The organism is Rheinheimera muenzenbergensis (assembly GCF_036984005.1).
Lineage (GTDB): Bacteria > Pseudomonadota > Gammaproteobacteria > Enterobacterales > Alteromonadaceae > Alishewanella > Alishewanella muenzenbergensis.
On record NZ_JALAAR010000006.1, the window covers coordinates 117,222 to 137,183 of the forward strand.

At 52.0% G+C, this 19,962-nt stretch carries 21 protein-coding genes; 10 read left to right on the forward strand and 11 right to left on the reverse strand.

The window, feature by feature from the left end; all coding sequences use genetic code 11:
* The 7 genes from MN202_RS08970 to MN202_RS09000 all read right to left on the reverse strand — a co-directional run bounded on the left by MN202_RS08970 (nucleotide 1) and on the right by MN202_RS09000 (nucleotide 4,497).
* Complete coding sequence (locus MN202_RS08970) at nucleotides 1-435, reverse strand: hypothetical protein (protein WP_335735766.1); 435 nt, start codon at nucleotides 433-435, stop codon at nucleotides 1-3.
* Entirely contained in the window at nucleotides 422-772 is a 351-nt protein-coding gene (locus MN202_RS08975) for a hypothetical protein (protein ID WP_335735767.1), read from the reverse strand. Before MN202_RS08975 ends, MN202_RS08970 begins: the two co-directional genes overlap by 14 nt.
* Before the next feature lie 110 nt (nucleotides 773-882).
* Entirely contained in the window at nucleotides 883-1,866 is a 984-nt protein-coding gene (locus tag MN202_RS08980; protein ID WP_335735768.1) for an OmpA family protein, read from the reverse strand.
* Nucleotides 1,863-2,294 (reverse strand): DUF4398 domain-containing protein, encoded by a 432-nt coding sequence (locus tag MN202_RS08985; protein WP_335735769.1) that lies wholly within the window; start codon nucleotides 2,292-2,294, stop codon nucleotides 1,863-1,865. Before MN202_RS08985 ends, MN202_RS08980 begins: the two co-directional genes overlap by 4 nt.
* A gap of 125 nt (nucleotides 2,295-2,419) precedes the next feature.
* Nucleotides 2,420-3,142 carry a GGDEF domain-containing protein gene (locus MN202_RS08990; RefSeq protein ID WP_335735770.1) on the reverse strand — a complete coding sequence of 241 codons (723 nt, stop codon included), beginning with the start codon at nucleotides 3,140-3,142 and terminating at the stop codon, nucleotides 2,420-2,422.
* 103 nt (nucleotides 3,143-3,245) lie between these two features.
* On the reverse strand, nucleotides 3,246-4,100 hold the full coding sequence (locus MN202_RS08995) for a BON domain-containing protein (protein WP_335735771.1): 855 nt from the start codon (nucleotides 4,098-4,100) through the stop codon (nucleotides 3,246-3,248).
* A gap of 67 nt (nucleotides 4,101-4,167) precedes the next feature.
* Nucleotides 4,168-4,497 carry a CsbD family protein gene (locus tag MN202_RS09000; RefSeq protein ID WP_335735772.1) on the reverse strand — a complete coding sequence of 110 codons (330 nt, stop codon included), beginning with the start codon at nucleotides 4,495-4,497 and terminating at the stop codon, nucleotides 4,168-4,170.
* A gap of 156 nt (nucleotides 4,498-4,653) precedes the next feature.
* Here MN202_RS09000 and MN202_RS09005 point away from each other — a divergent pair, with 156 nt between their 5' ends.
* The 8 genes from MN202_RS09005 (at nucleotide 4,654) to MN202_RS09040 (ending at nucleotide 13,173) form a co-directional block, all read left to right on the forward strand.
* Entirely contained in the window at nucleotides 4,654-5,970 is a 1,317-nt protein-coding gene (locus MN202_RS09005) for an APC family permease (RefSeq protein ID WP_335735773.1), read from the forward strand.
* 60 nt (nucleotides 5,971-6,030) lie between these two features.
* The gene (locus tag MN202_RS09010; protein ID WP_335735774.1) at nucleotides 6,031-6,603 is read left to right on the forward strand and encodes a diguanylate cyclase; all 573 of its coding nucleotides are present in this window, start codon (nucleotides 6,031-6,033) and stop codon (nucleotides 6,601-6,603) included.
* Entirely contained in the window at nucleotides 6,600-7,706 is a 1,107-nt protein-coding gene (locus MN202_RS09015; protein WP_335735775.1) for a beta-ketoacyl-ACP synthase III, read from the forward strand. Before MN202_RS09010 ends, MN202_RS09015 begins: the two co-directional genes overlap by 4 nt.
* Nucleotides 7,707-8,393 (forward strand): iron-containing redox enzyme family protein, encoded by a 687-nt coding sequence (locus MN202_RS09020; RefSeq protein ID WP_335735776.1) that lies wholly within the window; start codon nucleotides 7,707-7,709, stop codon nucleotides 8,391-8,393.
* Complete coding sequence (locus MN202_RS09025) at nucleotides 8,383-9,243, forward strand: DUF6999 family protein (protein ID WP_335735777.1); 861 nt, start codon at nucleotides 8,383-8,385, stop codon at nucleotides 9,241-9,243. The genes MN202_RS09020 and MN202_RS09025 overlap by 11 nt, the downstream gene beginning before the upstream one ends.
* Nucleotides 9,244-9,246: 3 nt before the next feature.
* Nucleotides 9,247-10,119, forward strand: coding sequence for a hypothetical protein (locus MN202_RS09030; RefSeq protein ID WP_335735778.1), 873 nt, complete (start codon nucleotides 9,247-9,249; stop codon nucleotides 10,117-10,119).
* Nucleotides 10,120-10,350: 231 nt separating this feature from the next.
* Nucleotides 10,351-12,600: a S8 family serine peptidase gene (locus tag MN202_RS09035; protein ID WP_335735779.1), complete on the forward strand. Its 2,250-nt coding sequence runs from the start codon at nucleotides 10,351-10,353 to the stop codon at nucleotides 12,598-12,600.
* An 18-nt stretch (nucleotides 12,601-12,618) separates the two neighbouring features.
* A complete protein-coding gene (locus MN202_RS09040) occupies nucleotides 12,619-13,173 on the forward strand; it encodes a hypothetical protein (protein ID WP_335735780.1) in 555 nt (184 codons plus the stop codon).
* 68 nt (nucleotides 13,174-13,241) lie between these two features.
* On the opposite strand, the gene envZ is transcribed toward MN202_RS09040, so the two are convergent.
* The 3 genes from envZ to MN202_RS09055 form a co-directional block, all read right to left on the reverse strand.
* Nucleotides 13,242-14,546 carry a two-component system sensor histidine kinase EnvZ gene (gene envZ, locus MN202_RS09045; protein ID WP_335735781.1) on the reverse strand — a complete coding sequence of 435 codons (1,305 nt, stop codon included), beginning with the start codon at nucleotides 14,544-14,546 and terminating at the stop codon, nucleotides 13,242-13,244.
* On the reverse strand, nucleotides 14,547-15,272 hold the full coding sequence (gene ompR / locus MN202_RS09050) for an osmolarity response regulator transcription factor OmpR (RefSeq protein WP_335735782.1): 726 nt from the start codon (nucleotides 15,270-15,272) through the stop codon (nucleotides 14,547-14,549).
* A 106-nt stretch (nucleotides 15,273-15,378) separates the two neighbouring features.
* Nucleotides 15,379-15,585, reverse strand: a complete 207-nt coding sequence (locus tag MN202_RS09055) for a hypothetical protein (protein WP_335735783.1) — start codon at nucleotides 15,583-15,585, stop codon at nucleotides 15,379-15,381.
* Nucleotides 15,586-15,838: 253 nt separating this feature from the next.
* Between MN202_RS09055 and greB the strand changes: the two genes are divergently transcribed.
* On the forward strand, nucleotides 15,839-16,318 hold the full coding sequence (gene greB / locus MN202_RS09060) for a transcription elongation factor GreB (protein WP_335735784.1): 480 nt from the start codon (nucleotides 15,839-15,841) through the stop codon (nucleotides 16,316-16,318).
* Between the two features lie 11 nt (nucleotides 16,319-16,329).
* Here the strand turns inward: greB and MN202_RS09065 are convergent, their stop codons facing one another.
* Nucleotides 16,330-17,217, reverse strand: coding sequence for a LytTR family DNA-binding domain-containing protein (locus MN202_RS09065; protein ID WP_335735785.1), 888 nt, complete (start codon nucleotides 17,215-17,217; stop codon nucleotides 16,330-16,332).
* Nucleotides 17,218-17,442: 225 nt separating this feature from the next.
* Between MN202_RS09065 and MN202_RS09070 the strand changes: the two genes are divergently transcribed.
* Nucleotides 17,443-19,851 (forward strand): TonB-dependent receptor, encoded by a 2,409-nt coding sequence (locus MN202_RS09070; protein WP_335735786.1) that lies wholly within the window; start codon nucleotides 17,443-17,445, stop codon nucleotides 19,849-19,851.
* Nucleotides 19,852-19,962: the final 111 nt, after the last annotated feature.

Genomic DNA, 19,962 nt, shown 5'->3' on the forward strand with positions numbered 1-19,962 from the left:
TTACACCTTGTGCTGGCTGTCAGCGTCTGGCTCAGCTGCAGCTGGTTGCAAACTTTGCATGGTGGCCGGAAAACGCAGCAAGCTGCTGTAGTGCGCGCAGCGGCGTAATACCAACCATAACGCAACCAGATTCGCCAGCATGGCCAACGCCAGCGCCTGTGCCGCTGACAGGCTGTAGTGTTGGGCCAACATAATAATTTGTGCCAGCGCAGCAAACCATAATGTCAGTGCCAGTAAGCCAGCCAGTAAACCAAACACCAATAATGCCACCATGCTGTTGGCCACCCGCTCGCCTTCCAGCGTTAGCAACTGCAATTGATCATAGGCCAGTGCTCTGGCTTGCTGCCACCATTTTGCCAGCTCGGCCTGGCTGGCTGCTGCAGCAGAAAAAACACCCGCCGTAGCGGGTGTTTCAGCAGGCTCAGTTGCCTTCATGGCCAGCACTGCGACGGCTTAACCACCAGCTAAATAGCACCCCGCCAGCCACAGCAATGCCAATCGACATTAATGGATGGTTGCGTATCTGGCTACGGGTATTGTCGGCAAGTTGCTGTTGCAGATGATGCAACTGCGCGCCCTTAATCGACATGGCTTCCGCAGCGTGGTTGGCGCCATTGGCCATTCTATCTACCGTGCTGTGCGCACTGTCTGTCATGTGCTTAATTGCCGGAGATGCGGCATTGGCTGCCTGATCAATGCTTTTGTGTACCGTACCGGCCGCTAAGTCGACTTTGCGGCTGAAGTTGTTGTTACTATCTGTTGATTGTTCCATAAATGCCTCTGATGTAAAGCGATAGCGGCGAGTTTGCCGCTGCCTTAGACGCAGTATGCCGGTTACGACGCTGCGGATCGGTGCGCCAGCACACTTAGTGTTGAAGTAATCTAGGGTTGCACGTTAGCAATAATCACTTCTACCCGCCGGTTCTGCTGACGGCCGTCTGCCGTGGCATTTGCCGTCAGCGGGGCATCTTCACCCTTACCTGTTGCCTGTAGCCGGTTAGCTGCTATCCCCTGCGCCAGCAAAAAGGCTTTTACCGTATCGGCACGGCGCTGCGACAACAACATATTGGCAGCATTAGCGCCGACATCGTCGGTATGGCCCTCTATAGTTGCGGTGCGATCAGGGTAATTTTGTAAAAATAGCGCCAGTTTATCCAAATGATTACTGCTGTTGCTTTTTAAACTATCCTTGCCGCTATCAAACAGTACATCGCCCAGCGTTACCACCAGCCCCCGGTCGCTCGGCCTGGCATTAAGCTCTGTAAGCTCATCACGCAAGCGGCTTGCTTCGGCATCTGCCGCATCAGCTTGCTGGCGGGCGCTGCGGGCGTCAGACAGGGCAATTTGTTCCCGGTTCGATGCCAGTAACGCCTGGCGCTTGGCCAGCTCAGTATCACTGCGGGCACCACTGGCATCCGCTTGTGCCCGGCTGGCTAAACTCCGCGCCTGCTCTGCATCATCACGTGCAGCACTGGCATCGGCGCGCGCCATATTGGCCTCGCGGGTACGTGCTGCTATGCGCACCTCATCACGCTGCTGGTTTAAGCCATCACGTTGCAACTCCAGCAAGCGGGTTTGTGCCTGGGTGCTGGCAATCGCGACTTTGCGCTCTGCCAGTACCAGCCGATGGGCGGACACAGCGGTATTTTTCTCTGGTTGCTCAGCCAGCATCACTGCCTGCTCAGCATCTTTTATCGCCAGCGGTGCCAGTAGCGCCAGTTGGCCATCATTTTGCAACCTGGTAAGTTGCTGGCGCACATTAGCGCTACCCTCCGGGCTTTTTGGCGCTGTGGCACAGGCCGATAACAACGCGGCTGCCAGGCCGATACTTAGCAGGCTTTTGCGACAAGGTATTGGCATTTTCATGGTCTTACTCCTGACAGGTTACGCTGCGCTTCGCGTTGCAAAGCATCTATGCTTTGCTGCATATCTTTATTCACTGCCTGAGCTTTGAGCAGCTCGGCGCGGGCCAATGCCAGCTCGGCACTCAGCTGTGCCTGCAGCGCCAATCGCCTGGCGTCGGGCATATTTTTTGCCACAACTGCTATTTTGGCGTTATTGAGTTCATTACGGGCGGTATTAAGCTCACTACTGGTATACCTGACCACCTGAGCTCGTTCAGCATTACTGATGGCCAACTCGGCGGCTTGTAATTCAGCTGATGGCGGTTTGGCAGCGCTGGCACAGCCAACGATAAACACCGTGGCGCTGGCCAGTATCACCGTGCGTTTTGACAATCGCAAACGTGATACCAGCAGGGAGGTTATGGCGATGACACCTTTGACTGTTTTCATCTTATGCTCCTGGATAGTGCATGGCGGCAGCAACAGTGCGCCCTGTGCTATTGTGACGCAATAAAATCAGCTTATCGGTGCGCTGGCGCGCATAGCGCCGCCCTGGTGGCGAAAACGTTTTACGATTAAAGCGCGTTGTCACCGCCGCTTTGCTTAACCCGGTACATTGCAGCATCGGCATGTTTTATCAGTGCCCCGACGCTGTCAGCATCGGCGGGAAAACGGGCAATACCTATACTGGCAGACAACGATACTGTGCCCTGTTCCAGTTGATAGGGTTGAGCCAGTAATAGCACCAGCTTAGCAGCAAAAACGCTGGCATCCTGTATGTGCTTAATATTGTTTAACAGCAGTAAAAACTCGTCACCGCCGTGCCGGCTTATCGCATCGCTGTCACGTATCGCTGCGGTTAACCGGCAACTGACTTGCTGCAACACCGCATCACCGGCGGCGTGGCCGTATTGGTCATTTATTGCTTTAAAACGGTCGAGGTCAATAAACAACAGGCCAAAATGGCTTTGCTCGCGTTTTGCCCGGCTGATCGCCTGGACGATACGATCTTGCATGGTGCTACGGTTAAGCGTTTGCGTCAGCACATCGCACTGGCTATCCAGCGTCAATTGCTGCAGCTCAGCCTGTACAGCAACATTTAATGCACCGGCCTGTAGCAAGGCTAACAGCAATATACTGTTACGCTGCTCAAGCTGCAGTTGTGTCAGGCTCCACAGACGTTGCTGCAGCACTACCTCACAACGCGTTCTAACTAACTCAGCGCACTGGTCATCACTGTATAGTTGCAATACTGTATTGCGTAGTTGATATGGATTAGAGTCTTGCGGTTGTTGCATGTTAACGCCTCCCGAATTTGCCTGGGTTAAGCTGATCTAAGCCTAACCTGACTGCTGGGCAGCCAATGTGCGCTAACGCACATTGGCGCGACAAAATTCCAACTTAAAAGATCAGCTGCTTTGACGAGACGCTTTTAACACCACGGATATTTTGTGCCAATTCAATTGCCAGTGCCTGTTCAACACCGCTGTCAACCTTGCCAGCCAGTGTCACTATGCCTTTTTCGGTGTTGACTGAAATATCTGAGCTGGCAACGTTACTGGAATACATAAAGGTTGATTTAACTTTTGTGGTTATCCAGCTATCCGCTATCATCGTGCTGTCTTCGTCGTTGTCTTTGCGATAACTTTTGCCATCAGCAGTTTTGCTACTGATTCGCAACTTGTTATCTACCGAGCGCACGCCATCGGTGTTTTTTGCCAGCTTTTCTGCTTGCAGCTTCGCTTGTTGCGTTGCGACCGTGCCGCTTAGCTCAACTTTGCCGTTATGCGTCACGACCTTGGTATCCATACCTTCAGTGTGCTTACTCCACAACAGCTTAGATTTTACTGCAGTGGTAATGGTGGCGTCGTCTACTACATCACCAAAGCCGCGGGTGCTGCTACGGTCTGCTGCGGTATAATCAGCATCGACGACAATGTCGTTCTTTACATTTTTAATGCCGCTTACTCCCTCAGCAATAGCGCCGGCCAAATCTTTATGTACATCTTCTGCCACATTGCCGGTAAGCGTAGCCGTGCCGGCTTGCACGCTAACGCTTAAATCATTGGCCCGCAGATAAGGGCTAAGCGCATAAGTCGTCCAGATTTGCGCTTCCTGACGTGCGTTTATCACCACCCCGCTTTGCTTTTGGTTCGCCATCTTGCTGTCGGCTTTATCATCGCCCGCTATGGCGACCGTAGTGCCCAGCCCCAGCGCGACAGCTGTCGCCAGCAACTGTAAGTGAAATTTGTTCATGCTATTATCCTTGCGTTATTCAAAGGGTAAACCGGTGCTTTAATGCAGCACCGGCACCGGACGCTGACTATGCCAGCTTGCATTGATCCAAAAAGGTTTTAACCTGTTTATCCGCCACGTCACGGGCAAGATCGTAACGTTTTTGCACCAGGCCACTAAGCTGTTGTGGGTTGCCGTCACTTTGCAATATTTCTGCTTCGCTAAGCTTACTCCACTGGCTTTTTGCCGCTTTAACTTGTTGCGGCCACTTGCCTTTTGCAGCAGCCTGCGCGGTAACCTGCACCGTTTTTACACCCGCCTGATTTACCGGTGCCGCAGTGCCCACTTCGGCGGTCATATCACCACTATTCGCTTTGTTGCTGTGCATGTCTTTATTCTGTTCACTGAACTTATTCATATAAACCTCGTTGTCAAAGCCGCCGCCGCAAAACTGCATTGGCTGGTGACACACTGTAACCTGGGGAAAAACCGTGGTCGGTGCGCCAGCGCGCTTAAGGTGCATATCTTCCGGCTTCACTTTATAGTAAGGCTTTAGCGACAACGGATAACGGTAATGCCTGAAACAACATCAAGCAGCAAAGCTAGCACCCTGCCACGCCATTTGGGCTTATTTGGTTTGTGGCTATTGGTCGTTAATGGCCTGATTGGTGCCGGTATTTTTGGCTTGCCCGGCGGGGCGGCAAAATTGGCCGGCGAGTACAGCCCGTTAATTTACCTGTTTTGCGCGCTGCTTATCTTGCCAATCTTGTTGTGTATGGCCGAGCTCGCCAGTTACTTTAGTGGCAGTGGCGGCCCGGTGCGCTATGGTACTGCGGCTTTTGGCCCTTTTATTGGTTTTCAGGCCGGTTGGTTGTATTACATTGCGCGGCTGGTGTCCTTTGCCGCCAATAGTGTGCTGCTGGTCGATAGCATTGGCTATTTCTGGCCTGCAGCAACAGAGGGCATAAACCGGACGCTGCTACTTACTTTTATTATTGCCGGCCTGACATTAATCAATGTGCTGGGTTCGGTACGTGCTATGCGTTCACTGGCATTGCTTACCGTGATGAAATTTGCCGTGTTGCTGCTGTTAGTTACAGCCGCCGCCAGCTTGCTGGGCAGCCAGCTCATGCCGCAGTTTAATCCACTGCATGTCTTTGACAGCCCTTATGATATCGGCGGCGCCACCTTATTGCTGATTTACGCCTTTGTCGGTTTTGAGTCTGTGGTGGTACCGGCCGGCGAAGCGAAAAATCCGGCCCGTGATATGCCCAGAGCGCTGTTGTTAGGCCTGCTCTTGGTTACCTTACTCTATGTCGGTATTCAACTGGTTAGTGTGGCTGCAGTACCGGCTATTGGCGGCTCTGCCAGCCCGTTACTGGACGTCGCCGCCAGCTTATTTGGCCCGGCAGGTGCCCTGCTGCTGATGTTCGGCGTGGTCGCGTCTGTCGCCGCTAATCTGCTCGGTGCAATATTCTCCACGCCGCGCGCCAGCTTTGCCCTGGCTGAAGATGGCAGCCTGCCGCGCTGGTTTGCCAGGGTACAGCCGCGCTTTTTAACGCCGGCTAACTCTATAGTGTTTTTCGGGGCTTTGGCACTGCTATTAACCCTATATGGTTCATTTTTATGGTTAGCCGCGGCAACTGTGGTATCACGTTTGTTACTGTACAGCCTGACCTGCGCTGCCGTACCGGTGCTCAGGCCAAGACTGGCCAACGCCAACAGCTTTGTCTTGCCGCTGGGTTATCTGTTTCCGCTGCTGGGTCTGGCCGCCTGTATCTGGCTGGCGTTACAGGTAAGCTGGTCGGCTATAGTGGCGACCAGTCTATTTATATTGCTGGGCACGGTGCTGTATCTGCTGGCACGCTGGCAAGCAAAGCCGAGAAAATAATCTACATAATTTTAACCTTGAGTTATAGTACGGCGCAGTATTCGCACCAACAGGAGTCAGGTGTTGCAAACCAGTCAGTTGCTTATTCAGTTAATGTTGTATGTGTTTCTGCCGCTTTGGGGTATTGCCGGTTTTGTTGACTGGTGCTGCCACCGCGCCACCCGCATTGAACAAACCTCGGGGTTAAAAGAGTCACTTATTCACTCGTTAATGGGCATTCAAATGGCGGTGCCGATTTTGCTTTGCCTGCTGTTTAAGGTCAATGTACTGATCATGCTGATCTGTATCGCTGCCTGGCTGGCCCATGAAGCGGTAGCCCACTACGACGTGCATTACGCTGCCCCCAAGCGTCATATCAGCTTATGGGAAATGCATGCACATAATTATCTGGCAACGTTGCCGTTGTATATGTTGCTGCTTATTGCCGTGATTAACTATCCGGTGGTGGTGAAACTGCTGACGTTTAACTGGCAGGGTGAGTTTTACTTGCAGCGTATGCCCTATGCCCATGGCGGCGATGCGTACCTGCCGTATTATCTGGGCTTTATGGCCATAGTTTGCGTGTTGCCTTATATGGAAGAAAACCTGCGCTGCTTAAAGGCGGCACTAAAACAGCGCAAGGTGAACTCATGAGTGTGTATATCAACAGTACCGGCCACTTTTTACCCGGCCCGGCTATCAGCAATGACGAAATGGAGCCGCTTTTAGGTTTAGTGCATGGCAAACCCAGCCGCTTAAAACGGCGCATTTTACAGTCTAACGGTATTCATACCCGGCATTATGCGATTGATGCCAGCCATAACACCCTGTTCTCGAACGCCGAAATGGCGGCGCGGGCAGCAGAGCACTGTTTAACCGACAGCTTTATCGGCAAGCGCCAGATAAAGATGCTGAGTGCCGCCACCAGCCAGGGCGATGTAGTACTGCCGGGGTTTGGCTCTATGTTGCAGGCCGAATTAGGCTTAACGGACATAGAGCTGCACAGCAGCCATGGTATTTGCTCAAGCAGTATGATGGCGCTAAAAGCGGCCTTTACCAATCTAAAAGCCGGCGAGCAAAGCAATGCCTTAGTGGTCGCCAGCGAACTGACCTCGCGCTTATTTAAAGCCGGCCGTTATGAAGCCGCCGGCACAGAACTGGATTTTAACGCCGAGTTTCTGCGCTGGATGCTATCTGACGGTGCCGGTGCCCTGTTGCTGGAAACCCAACCGCGCGGCCGCTGTTTTCGTATTGACTGGATCCGCAGCTTTTCGCATGCCGACGCCTACCCGGTTTGCATGAGCGTGGGTTATCCGACAGACAACAACCACAACAAAAGCTGGCAGGACTACCCGACCTATGCTGAAGCCGAAGCTGCCGGGGCCTTGTTAATCCGTCAGGACGTGCGTCTGCTGGAAAATATTGTCAAGCTGGGGGTGGATGGCTATCTGCGTTTGATCAGTGAGGGCCGCGTGCAACCGGACAAGGTCGACCATGTACTGTGCCATTATTCCTCGCATTATTTTCGCGGCAAAATCTTCGATATGCTGCAGCGTGCCGGCGTTGGCATTGCCGAACACAAGTGGTATAGCAATTTATACAGTCGCGGTAATACCGGCTGCGCCTCTATTTTTATAATGCTGGACGAGTTTCGCCGCACACAACACTATCAAACTGGCGACACCCTGATCTGCATGGTGCCGGAAAGCGGCCGCTTTAATAATGCTTATATGCAACTTACCGTCGTGGAGGCCTGAATGACAGAGCAGCTATTAAGCCCACAGGGCCAACAATGTTTACAGGCGCTGATGCGGGTCTGGTTTGAATTTGAGCGCCAGCTTGGCCGGGTGCCGCTATTACAGCGCTTAGACCGTGGCCAGTTTAGTAAAGCCGAGTATTGTCAGTTGCTGCTGAATTGGCGCCAGCAGGTAATAGAAGGCTCGCGCTGGATCAGCCGCTGCGCCTCCAGCTTCGAGCGCGATTACAGTGATGTGCGCTCAGTTATTATCGGCCATGCCCGTGAAGAGCACCGCGACTATGAAATGCTCGAGCGCGACTACGTTGCCGCTGGCGGCAGCTTAAGCGACATTCAACAGGCGCCGCGCAATATTGGTACCGAAGCGCTGCACGGTTTTTTAATGTACCGCGCCAGCCAACCTAACCCGGTCGATTTAATTGGTGCCATGTGGATTATTGAAGGCCTGGGTCAAAAAATGGCGAATGACTGGGCGACACAAATAGACAAGGCTAGTGGCGGCGATGGCAGCTATACCCGCTTTATGCGCTACCACGGTGCCAATGACGACGACCATATGCAAAAGCTGTATCAGCTGATTGACCGTTTATGCCAAAACCACACGCAGCTCACTGCCATAGTACGTACTGCCCGCGTTACCGCCAGGCTGTATTGCCTGCAACTGGAAGAGGTTGAGCATGACTACTGAGCGTCATAACAGCAACCGCAAGGGCCCTAGCGCTTATTTAAACGCCATAGCTAAGGATAACTCGCTGCCAATCGAGCAAGCAGCGCTGGATCTATGGTTAAAAGACTTACAAAACCCGCTGCGCTGGGGTGTGCGGCCGCTACTGCAGTTTATCTTTGCTATTTTGCTGCATGTTACCTGGTTGTTTAAGCGCCTGCCGTTGCCGCAATTTAGTGCGCATAGCAGCCTGCAAAAGCTGATTTGCTGGTTTTGCACACACTTTGTCAGCAAAGAAGCCAACTTACTGATATTGCGCCACTATGCTACCGAATCTAATGTGCTGAATTTTCTCGCTGCCAACAGCCCTACTGACGGTTTCACTCCGGTACAGCTGTACCCTAAATGTGTTGCCGACATGCAACACGCCAGCTTTGTTGAGCATGACCAGCAGCTGTTTCGTTTATTTGCCGACCTGGGCAGCTGGCACCATCCCCAAAAGCCGTTAGCCGCAAGCGAACTTAACTGGCAGCATTGGCACAGCATTGATATGGCACAGTTTGAATTTACTGAAAAGCGCACGCAATGGCTCGATTTTGAAAGTGCCCATGCGCTGTTTATGTGTTTATTTTGCCTGTTGCTTACCCGCGAAGAATACCGCGACGCCATTAACGGCTTTAACCTTGATCAGTCCATCGCCATTCGCATTGGCGACCTGGTAGGCGATAACAGCCTGCGTGAGATGGCCTATAACAAATACCCGCATTATTTGGTCGGACCGTGGAATTTAGGCCAGCGCTTTTTAATGCACGGCTTTTTTACCGAGCAGCTGTATGCCTATCTGGAACAGCAACGTAAGCAGCAACAGGCCTGAGCAATGAAAAGCATCGCACTGGTTACCATTCATGGTATGGGCGAAACACAGCCCGACTATGCCGCCAGGCTGTTCCGGCAGCTAACACAGCGCCTGGCTGCCGATACAACTCAGTTGTATTGTGGCACTGTGTATTACCAGGATTTACTGCAATACAACGAACAGCGGGTGTGGCAGGCTACCGGCCCCCGGCTACGCTGGGGCAAACTGCGCCGTTTTATGTTGTTTGGCTTTGCCGATGCAGCGGCACTGGAACACCGTAAAGAGCAGCCGCACAGCCTGTACCATTACAGCCAGTTGAAAATTGCCCGCGCGCTCTATCTGGCCAAACAACAGTTAGCCACCGATGGCAAACTGGTGTTATTGGCGCATTCGTTGGGGTGTCAGGTGTTGTCCTGCTATTTATGGGATGCACAGCAAGCCAAAGCCGGCGTTAAACCGGCTGCCGGCATCTGGCGGGATATTAAGCGCTATCAGGCAGGCATCAGCGGCGATACCCCGTTAACGGATGAGGATATCGCGTTTTTACGTGGCGACAGGCTGGTTAGTCTGATCACTACCGGTTGCAATATTCCAATCTTTGTTGCTGCCCATGCCATGGAGCAAGTTATACCGTTTAACAAACCAAACAATGCTTTTGTCTGGCATAACTACTACGACAAAGACGATGTACTGGGCTGGCCACTGGCCGAATTATCAGATGGCTACGCCGCACTGGTAACCGATATTGAAGTTAACGCCAGCGGCGGCTTTTTCGGCTGGCTCGCCGCCAGCTGGAACCCATTGTCACATAACCAGTACTGGCAGGATAACCAGATCATCGATGCCTTACTGACACAGCTTAGCGCCGCAGCAATTAAATCAGCTTTGCCATAGTACCGTCGGTTGTGGCAGCAACACTTGGCCGAACTGTCCACTTTTTATACACAAAACTATCAATTAGCGATTAGATAGTTACAAAAACACTAAAAAACTCTGCGTATAAGGTAAAAAAATGCTTTATATCGCATTTTATAGGCGATAAGCTCAACAGATCGTCACATTTTTTTACAACTGTAAATTTATGTGCCGACCTCACATAACTATATTTTATAAACCAGGAAGATCATGTTGAACGCCAATAATTACAGATTAAGCGGCATTGCTGTCGCCATAGCTTTATCTGTCACCGCTTGCGGTGGTAGCAAAAACGTCGCACCGGAAGCCTTTGATGTCAGCATTGCAGCTGGCAAAAGCTGGGTACCACATCAAGGTAGTTTTACCGTTAGTGACGCCAATATTAAAGATACCTTACGCATTAGCGCAATCAGCGAAAATGGCGCTAGCGTCACAGGTACTCAGGGTGTCTACAGCTTAACTAACGGCTTGTTAACGGTAAACGGTACTAACTTCAGTTACCTGCCATTAAACGATAGCGCCACCAGCCTGCGTTATACCGTATCTGACGGCCAGCAAACTGCTTCGGCCATGTTAAATATCGCCGCTCCGGTATCCGATCCACTGGCCTATCAGCAATGGCACCTGCGCAATACCGGCCAAAAAGCCTATGCGATGAACGCCGAGGCTATAGCTGCATTTTTACAAGCAGAACTACGCTGGAGCGATGAAGCCATCAGTGCCTGGTTAGCCAGCCGGTTAGATGACGGCATTCTGGTAGCCGGCGAAGATATGAACGTGGTCAGCGCTTACCAGCAAGGCGCTACCGGTGCCGGCAGCATTGCCGTAGTAGTAGATTCAGGCCTGGAAATTAACCACGAAGATTTGCAAGCCAATGTCCTGCCAAACCGCTCATTAAATATGGCCGAAGGCGCGCTAAATGTAACAGATCCAACCTCAGTCAGCCTGACCGGTGACCACGGTACCAGTGTGGGCGGTTTAATTGCTGCAGTAGGCTGGAATGGCCTGGGTGGTCGCGGTGTAGCGCCGGATGCCAAGCTTATAGGTATGAACTACCTGAGCGCCCAATCTGATTTAAACAACGCGCTGAGCCACGGCATACCTGGCAGTGGTATTACCGAAGCAGAACCGCTGGTGGTTTTTAACCGCAGCTACGGCATCAGCTACCCGGCGGTAATCTCGTATGACCCGTTTGACGAGGCTGTACAGGCCTATTCGGCGTTAACACTGCGTCAGGGTAAGGGTGCGGTAAATATCAAATCCAGCGGCAATGCCTTTCGCCGCCCTGGTAATATCGCCTGGGCCGGTGCCGTATGCGGCGGCGCCAATGCGCTGGGCCTTACCTGTTTAAATGGCAACTTTGAGCCATCGCAAAACACGCCATATTACCTGTCCGTTGCCGCGGTTAACTCAGACGGCAAACACACCAGCTACTCTACCGCAGGTGCCAACGTTCTGGTATCGGCGCCGGCTGGCGAATATGGCGAGCTGGCACCAGCCATGGTCACCACAGATCAAATGACGTGCTTACGCGGTTACTCAAGCTTTCCAAGCGTCGAAGCCGATGACTGGCCGGAATATACTGCTGCCTTTACGCCCTTTAATTACCCTGGCCACCCGGAAAACCCCAGCTGTAATTATACCAGCACCTTCAATGGTACTTCGTCAGCAGCGCCTAATGCCGCCGGTGTTGTCAGCCTGATCCACAGTGCTAACCCCAATCTGACGTACCGCGAAATTAAAGATATTCTGGTAAAAACCAGCACTAAAGTCGATCCGGACAATGCACAGGTAGTACTGCCAGTAGGTGATAGCAGCTTTATTGCGCACCCGGGTTGGGTAGAAAACAGTGCCGGCTATGCGCACAACAACCTGTATGGTTTTGGCCGCGTCAATGCCGGTGCTGCCGTAGCCTTGGCTAAGAGTTATGGTGCCGCACTGGCTGAGCAAGTCACCACCGACTGGGTGGCGTTAGGCACTCAGGCCGGTGACGCCGCACTGGTACTGCCTATCGCCGACAATGACGCCAACGGCGCTGTACAAACCATCGAAGTGACAGATGATGTTGTAGTTGAAGGCGTGCAGTTTGCCTTTGATGTCGCTAATGCGGAGTTAACGACTGCTGAAGCGGACAGCCAGACTACTGCTGGTATCGACTTAGCCATAGAAGTGACTTCACCGGCCGGAACCAAGAGCGTACTGCTGTCGTCTAAGCAAGCTATAGTTGAACCTGCTTTTGACTTCAGTGCAGGCTACTCTCAGGGCTATATCCTGAAAAACTCGGTGTTTCTGTCAAATGCATTTTACGGTGAAAGCGCCAAAGGCAGCTGGACTATCCGGTTAGTGGATACCAACGGCGCAGATCTGCCGGTAGACAGCCCGCGCTGGCCGGCAGGTTATATTAATAACCAGCAGCCGTCAGTGTTAGAAGGCGTGGCTATCCGTGTGTTTGGTCATTAACAGTCAAAGGAGTACATTATGAAGACCCGTTTATCTATAGTAGCCATTGCCCTTTGTCTGTCGGCCCAGGGTGTGCAGGCACAAAGCGTAAAACATGAGTTACGGCCAACTGAAACCGTTGCAGCAGAGCAAATTAGCGTGAAGCAAAACAGCGCACAATATGGCGTATACCAGCTAAACCCCGAGCTGATTGCCGTGCCGCAGGCACTGGCCGATCGCAGTAACGCGCAACGGGATCTAGCCAATATGACCCTGGTTAACCGGGCAGCCGCGACGGATGTGGATCAGATTATTGAATTTCGCCGTAATGCCGTCGTCGACAACCTGTTAACCGGTGAAACCGGCATAGTTACCGGCAATATCAGCCTGTTAAGCAGTCCAGATACCGATCTGCAAAGCTTACTGCAGCAGTTTAATTTAAAGATTGTGCGCTCAGCCGCCGCAACCGGGGTATACATAGTACAACCCCGGCAGGATGTTGAATTGCTGGGTTTGCTGCAGCAAATTCATAGCTCAGGTCTGGTAAAAACTGCGCGGTTAGATATTCTGGAAAAGAAATACAGCAACCAGTAAGCCATTATCAGGCCAGTAATGGCCGGTAAGCTTAAAGCACTAAGCCCCGCTAGTACGGGGCTTTTTTATTAACGCAGCGGCAAATACACCGTGACCACTAAGCCACCTTGCGGATGATTGTGCAGCGTAATGTCGCCGTGGTGCATATCAACAATTTTCTTGATAATTGCCAGCCCCAGGCCGGAACCGCCACTGCCGCGCGCCCTGTCTCCCTGTGTAAAGGGCTCAAACATGCTTTTCATCTGATACTCAGGAATGCCCGGGCCATGGTCGCGCATTTGCAAAAATACCCGTTTGCGGTTGCGCTCGAAACCGGTACTGATCTCAATATTACCGTCGCTGTAGCGCAGCGCATTTTCCAGTAAATTATTTAACAACCGCTTCATCGCAATTCGGCGCAACACCACGTCGGGCATTGCCGTTGCCAGCTCAACCTGAATTTGCCGTTGCTGTAAATGCTCGGATTGCACCAGCTCCTGCACCAGCGTATTCAAATTTTCTTTCTGGCCCGGCTCTTCTTTATGGTGGCGCAAATAATCAATAAACTGATCGATAATAGCGTTCATATCTTCAATGTCATTGATAATGCCGTCGCGGATCCAGCTGTCTTGTTCACTCATCATTTCCGATGCCAGCCGGATGCGGGTTAACGGCGTACGTAAGTCATGCGACACGCCGGCCATTAGCAGCGCCCGGTCTTGCTCTAGCTGCTGAATACCACGGGCCATATAATTGAATGCCTTGGTCACAGCAATAATTTCGGTTGAACCTTTATGCTCAGGTAAAGGAGGCGGAAAATCGCCCCGGCCTACTTTTAACGCAGCCTGCTGCAGGCTTTTAAGTGGCCGGTTTAGCTGGCGGGCAAACAGCCAACCGCCACCGACACTTAACACACCTATCATCAGCAGGTAAAAGGTCAGGGGTGAAAAATCGGTTTCGTCCAGACCGGTAAGCGGTACTTTTACCCAGTAATGTGGCGCCTGCGGTGGCCGCACCCAAAACGCGTAAGACTCACCCTGCGCCACCCGCACCTCTGCCTCACCACCAAGTTCACGTGACATCAGATCAGAAAAATAGGCATAGTAAATAGCCTCGTTCAGGCCATGCAGCCTGGCCTGTTGCTCGCTGTGCACTTCTATGCCGGTTGCCAGTTGAAAACGTTCAGTTAACTCGCGTGACAACACCAACTGTTGGTGGCCAACATCAATAAACACTACCTTTATTTGCTTGGCAATCAGATGGTTAATTTGCTGGGTGGTGGGTTTAATGACATAAAACGCCACCGACAAATAAGATACCAGCTGGTTAATCAGTAATAATAAACCGATCAAAAATACCGTCTGGCCAAAAGCACTGCGCGGAAACAGCCGCATCTAGTTGACGCTGCCATCCGGCACAAACACATACCCCAGGCCCCACACCGTCTGAATATAACGCGGGTTGGCCGCGTCATCTTCCAGCATGCGGCGCAAGCGCGATACCTGTACATCTATGCTGCGCTCCATTGCCGAGTAATCGCGGCCGCGCGCCTGGTTCATCAGCTTGTCGCGCGACAACGGCTCGCGCGGGTGGCTAACCAATACTTTAAGTACCGCATACTCGCCACTTGTTAGCGGCAGCAGCTCGTCACCTTTGCGCATCTCGCGGGTAGCCAAATTAAACCTGAAGGGGCCAAATTCCACTGTGGCTTCAGATTGACTGGGCGCACCGGGTAATTCTTTACTTTTACGCCGCATTACTGCCCGGATACGCGCCAGCAACTCACGCGGATTAAACGGCTTAGGCAGATAATCGTCGGCGCCCATTTCCAGACCAATAATACGGTCGACCTCATCGCCCTTAGCCGTCAGCATAATAATCGGAATTTCATTTTCCTGCTGGCGTAGCCGGCGGCAAATAGACAAACCGTCTTCACCCGGCAGCATGAGATCTAACACCACCAGATGAAAGTTTTCCCGCTCCATCATGCGCTGCATTTGTTCATAATTAGCCACCGCCCGCACCAGATACCCCTGCTCAACCAGGTACCTTTCCAACAAAGCGCGCAGGCGCATATCATCGTCTACAACAAGAATTTTTGGCGTTTCTGAACTGGCCATAATGAAGCCTCCCTGAGATTTGCTTCACTATAAACGAAAAAACCGCCATGGCGAAAAACCTTGGCGGTTGTTTATGTTACAAAGTTTGTCTGCTGTTTTATCAGCCTTAAGGTTGCTCGTTAACCGCTACCCGTTTCATTGGTGGGTTAAGCCACACCACATGACCGGTATGGGCACTGGTGCGGGTAAGGTTATTCGCTTGTTCAGTTAAATCCGGGTCAACCACATAGGTATATTTTGCCGGCGCACTCGAGCAACCTGCCAGGCTGGCGACCAGTACTGCTGCAACTAAGCTGAGTAATTTTGTTTTCATATGCTGTTACCTCTGTTCATTTAATGAACCAACTATAGCCAAGGCTGTTTTTGCTGGCTAGCATATTTTTGTGACATCTAAATGACATAAACCCACCAGACAAAAATAAATTTTATGTCTCTGTATATAAACAATTTATTTATCTTTCATCATTATTGCGGCAGTTGTTATCGTCAATTTAATGACGGAAAATAGTCGCGCCTGCCGAAAACTGCTACCATCCTGCCAACCAATAGTTCAGCGTTATACCAGCATGCGCACCGATTTAATTACCCGTGAGGGCTTTAATGCCCTGCAGCAAGAACTTGACTACCTGTGGCGCGAAAAGCGCCCCGATGTCACAGCCAAAGTCGCCTGGGCTGCCAGCCTGGGCGATCGCAGCGAAAACGCCGATTATCAGTACAACAAGAAGCTACTGCGCGAAACTGACCGTCGCATCCGCTTTTTACGCAAACGCCTGGAAGTACTGAAAATTGTCGATTATTCACCACAACAGGAAGGCCGGGTGTTTTTTGGTGCCTGGGTTGAGATTGAAAACGAGCAGGGCGAACAGCTCAGGTTTCGCATCGTTGGCCCGGATGAGATTTACGGCCGTAAAGATTACATTTCTATCGACGCACCTATGGCGCGGGCGCTGTTAAAAAAGGCGGTAGACGACGAGGTAATGGTAAGCACACCCAGCGGCCAAAAGCTCTGGTGGCTAACCCATATTAGCTACACCGATAAGCCCTAAGCCAGTAAATATTAGTCAACCCGGCGTAAGTGCGGCGCAGCTGAGCCCGCAGCGGCTTGCCTGCTCTGGCCGAAATAAGCTTTAACCAGTTTGCGCTTACTGCGGCTGACCGGAATATGAGCATGGTTGCTCAGAATGCAAAAAGCCTGATTGCCGGCTATATGCACTCTGACAACATGATTTTTGTGCACCCAGTGCGAACGGTGCACCAGAAAGCCCTCGTCTTCAAAAACGTCGGCAAATTGACTCAGGCTACCCAGAATCAGACTGCTGCCTAAGGTCGTGGTGACATTCAGGTAATGTAAGTCGGACGAAATCGATACGATATCGTGGCCAATAATTGCCGGCAATTTGGCAAAAAACTGCTCTTTGTACTGCCGCTGTTTGCGCAGAGTCTGATCAGCAGAGCTGTCTGGTTCATCGGGCAGTGGCAAATTGATATAGGTCGCGTTAAGGATCAACGGCAAATTAACCACATACCAGGACACTAACAAAATAGGTAGCACCTCTAGACATTCTGCCACTACCGCCTGCCAGGGGCCTTGCATGGAAAATTCATCTACCCAGCTGTCGGCTGTTGATTGCAGCCCCGGAAACCACTGATCAATTAGCACAAAAACCGGCGCCGCCAGCATAGCGCCCACCACTCCCGTAATCGCCAGCAACAGCAGCAAATGCAGATTGCGCGAGGCAAGCTGCCTCAGCAGCAAACTGGCCACTACTATACCCAGCATGCCGGTTGCCACTTGCAGCAACCAAAACAACAACCGGGGAAAAAACGCCAACCCGTATGACACGGCAGGCTGCATCAACGTAAACAGTATGGTCAGAAACAGGCTGACCACTACCAACGTCGCCCGAAATGGCGCCTTACCCAACACCGTATTATTAATTAGCACCTTGCGTTCCTCCGGCTATATCCAGGCTTGTTTATAGCTGTTTTTGATGTTGCCGTGCAGATTTTTGTAGCAGCGGGCGTTTTTGTTCACCAACGGTCAAGGCAGCAAAATGCCCGCTTAACCGCCATTCATACAGTAAATTTACCATTGCTATATTTGTACTATCTGCTCCGGTAGTGGCTGGGTAGTGTGGTTGAGTCTGATTGGCCACAACAGGATTTAGCCATGCGCAACTACCCTTTTACACTGCTTTTTTGCTTTATTTTTATGCTTATACTCAGCTCCGCCGCCTACGCCGATAGTGGCGAAAGCAGCGGCAGCATCCATATTGACGTCATCGATGCTAAAACACAGCGCCAGATAGCGGGGGCCAGCTTTAGCGTGTCTGCCGCTGACAGCTTGCTGCCGCAAAATGCACAGCCGCCGCACAGCAGCGCACATAGCATGACATTGCCGCCCGGCTTGTATCAGGTTCAGGTATTTCACCCGCAGTATCAAACGGTGATAGCGCCCAGTGTGCGGATTGTCAAAGGCAAAACCACCTCACTAAGCCTCAGCATGATAGCCGCACGCAGCGACACCGAAACGCTAGTGGTGTACGGCGACCAAAGCCGGCTAGACAGTTTAACCTCAGCCGGAGCCCGATACTTTGACCGCGAGAGCCTGCGCAGCAACGCCGGCAGCGGCAGCGATATATTGCGTGCGCTGGACGGCCTGCCCGGTTTGTTTTCCAGTGGCGAATTTGCCAGTTATACGGTGCGGGGGAATGGCCCACGGGATAATTTAATCCTGGTAGACGGCTTTCCGTTTGCCAATATTGTTCACTTCGACGACAGCTTTGGTGAGCTGGAGGATATTGAAGGCGGCGGGCGGTATTCGGTGTTTGCCCCAAACCTGATAAATGGTGCAACCTTCCAGCCCGGCGGATGGTCAGCAGCGTACGGTGGCCGCGCCGGTTCGCTGCTGTTACTGGATGTCGCCAAAGGCAATAGCCAGACGGCGTCTTACTCAGCGCGGCTGGATCTGGCGGGCATCGAGCTAGGCTACGATGGCCCAAGTAATATCCATGCTGATACCTCGCTGCTGTTTTCTGCCCGAACCCAGGATTTTGGCCGCTTTTTTGAGACAATCGGTCTGGACGACATCGGCTCGCCGAAAAACACCGACATCATTGTAAAAACCAGCAGCCGGCTGGATCAAAACAACGACCTGGAACTGCTGTTTATCTATGCGCCGGAGAAGTTTCTGCGTGACATTGACAATGTGCTGGCGTCCGACGAAGACGAGCCCGGTAACTACACCGACATTGAACTGGAAAAGTCGGAAACAGAAAATTACCTGCTCGGCGCCACCTGGACCGCGCACACTGACAGCAATGCCCGCTGGACGCACCGGCTATATTACCGTTACTTTGAACAGACAGCGTCAAGCGGTGAAGCTTACCCGGATCTGGTACCTATCGACACGCCAGCGCAGCAGATCCCGGTGCGCGACAACATTATTAGCTCATCCCGGCAAGAGCAGGAAATCGGCCTGCGGTCCGACTTTACCCAGTGGAACCGCTTTGGCGAATTCAATGCCGGCTTACGCATTGCGCAAACCAGGCTAAAATTCGATATTAACCTGGCCGCAGACTGGCAACAATTTGAATACGATAGCGATGATTTCCGCGCGGATGCTAATCAGCATTTTATTGTGCTAACGCCCAATGATGTAAACAACCGCCTGCATGACAGCAATAATTTGTATAGCGTTTATACAGACCAGACCTTTGACTTGGCTAACTGGCAGCTGCGCACCGGCATCAGGCTTGATCATGACAGCCTGGCTGATGAAAACATCCTGTCGCCGCGCTTTAGTGCCAGCAGGCGGGCAACGGACAACACCAAACTGGTGCTAACGGCCGGACGCTATAACAACGCGCCACGTTTTAACGACAGGGCCGCTGCAGCAGAAAATCGCCGGCTGAAACACGAACTGACCGACCAAATCAGCCTGGGGCTTAGCTACCTGTTCAGGCCTGATCTCGAGCTATTGGTTGAACCCTACTATCAACATCAAACCAAGCTGATTGTCGAAGCCGACCGCACCAACCGCAGCAGAGAAAACAGCGGTACAGGCCGCTCCTGGGGTGTCGACACCGCTCTGATTAAGCGCTTTAGCCATGGTTGGTCGGCGAGCGCTAATTACTCCTACAATCAAGCCAAAGTACAGGACGCAGCCGACTTACCCTACTACGCTGCCGACTTTCATCGGCCACATAGTTTTAGCCTGGGCGGTGTCTGGGAAATAAACGAGCGCTGGAAGCTGTCTTCGCGCTGGAAATGGGCCTCCGGCACTCCAGCTGATGGCTATGTCATTTATGCCAACGTGCTGGGCGAAGGGCACCCCCTGCGTTTTGCAAAAGAAAATATCAGCAACAACAGCGGCCGATACCAAAATTTCCATAGCCTCAACGTACGGCTGGATTACCGCCGCACCTTCAACCCGCTGTCGGTGATTGTCTTTTTGGATGTCATCAACCTGTACGGCGCGGATAATCCGCTGAGCTCAGAATTTAATCCGCGCAGCGGCGAAAACAACATAGAAGAAGGGCAAGTTCTGCCGATCTTAGGTGTGCGGTTAGAGTGGTAACAGCCGCAGCCGCCGGTATACAGCAACTAAAAACGCCGGGGATTGGATTTTTCGCTGCCGAAAGTGGACAATCAGCTTACTGTATTGTGTTTTCTTTCAGAGTAGTAGGCC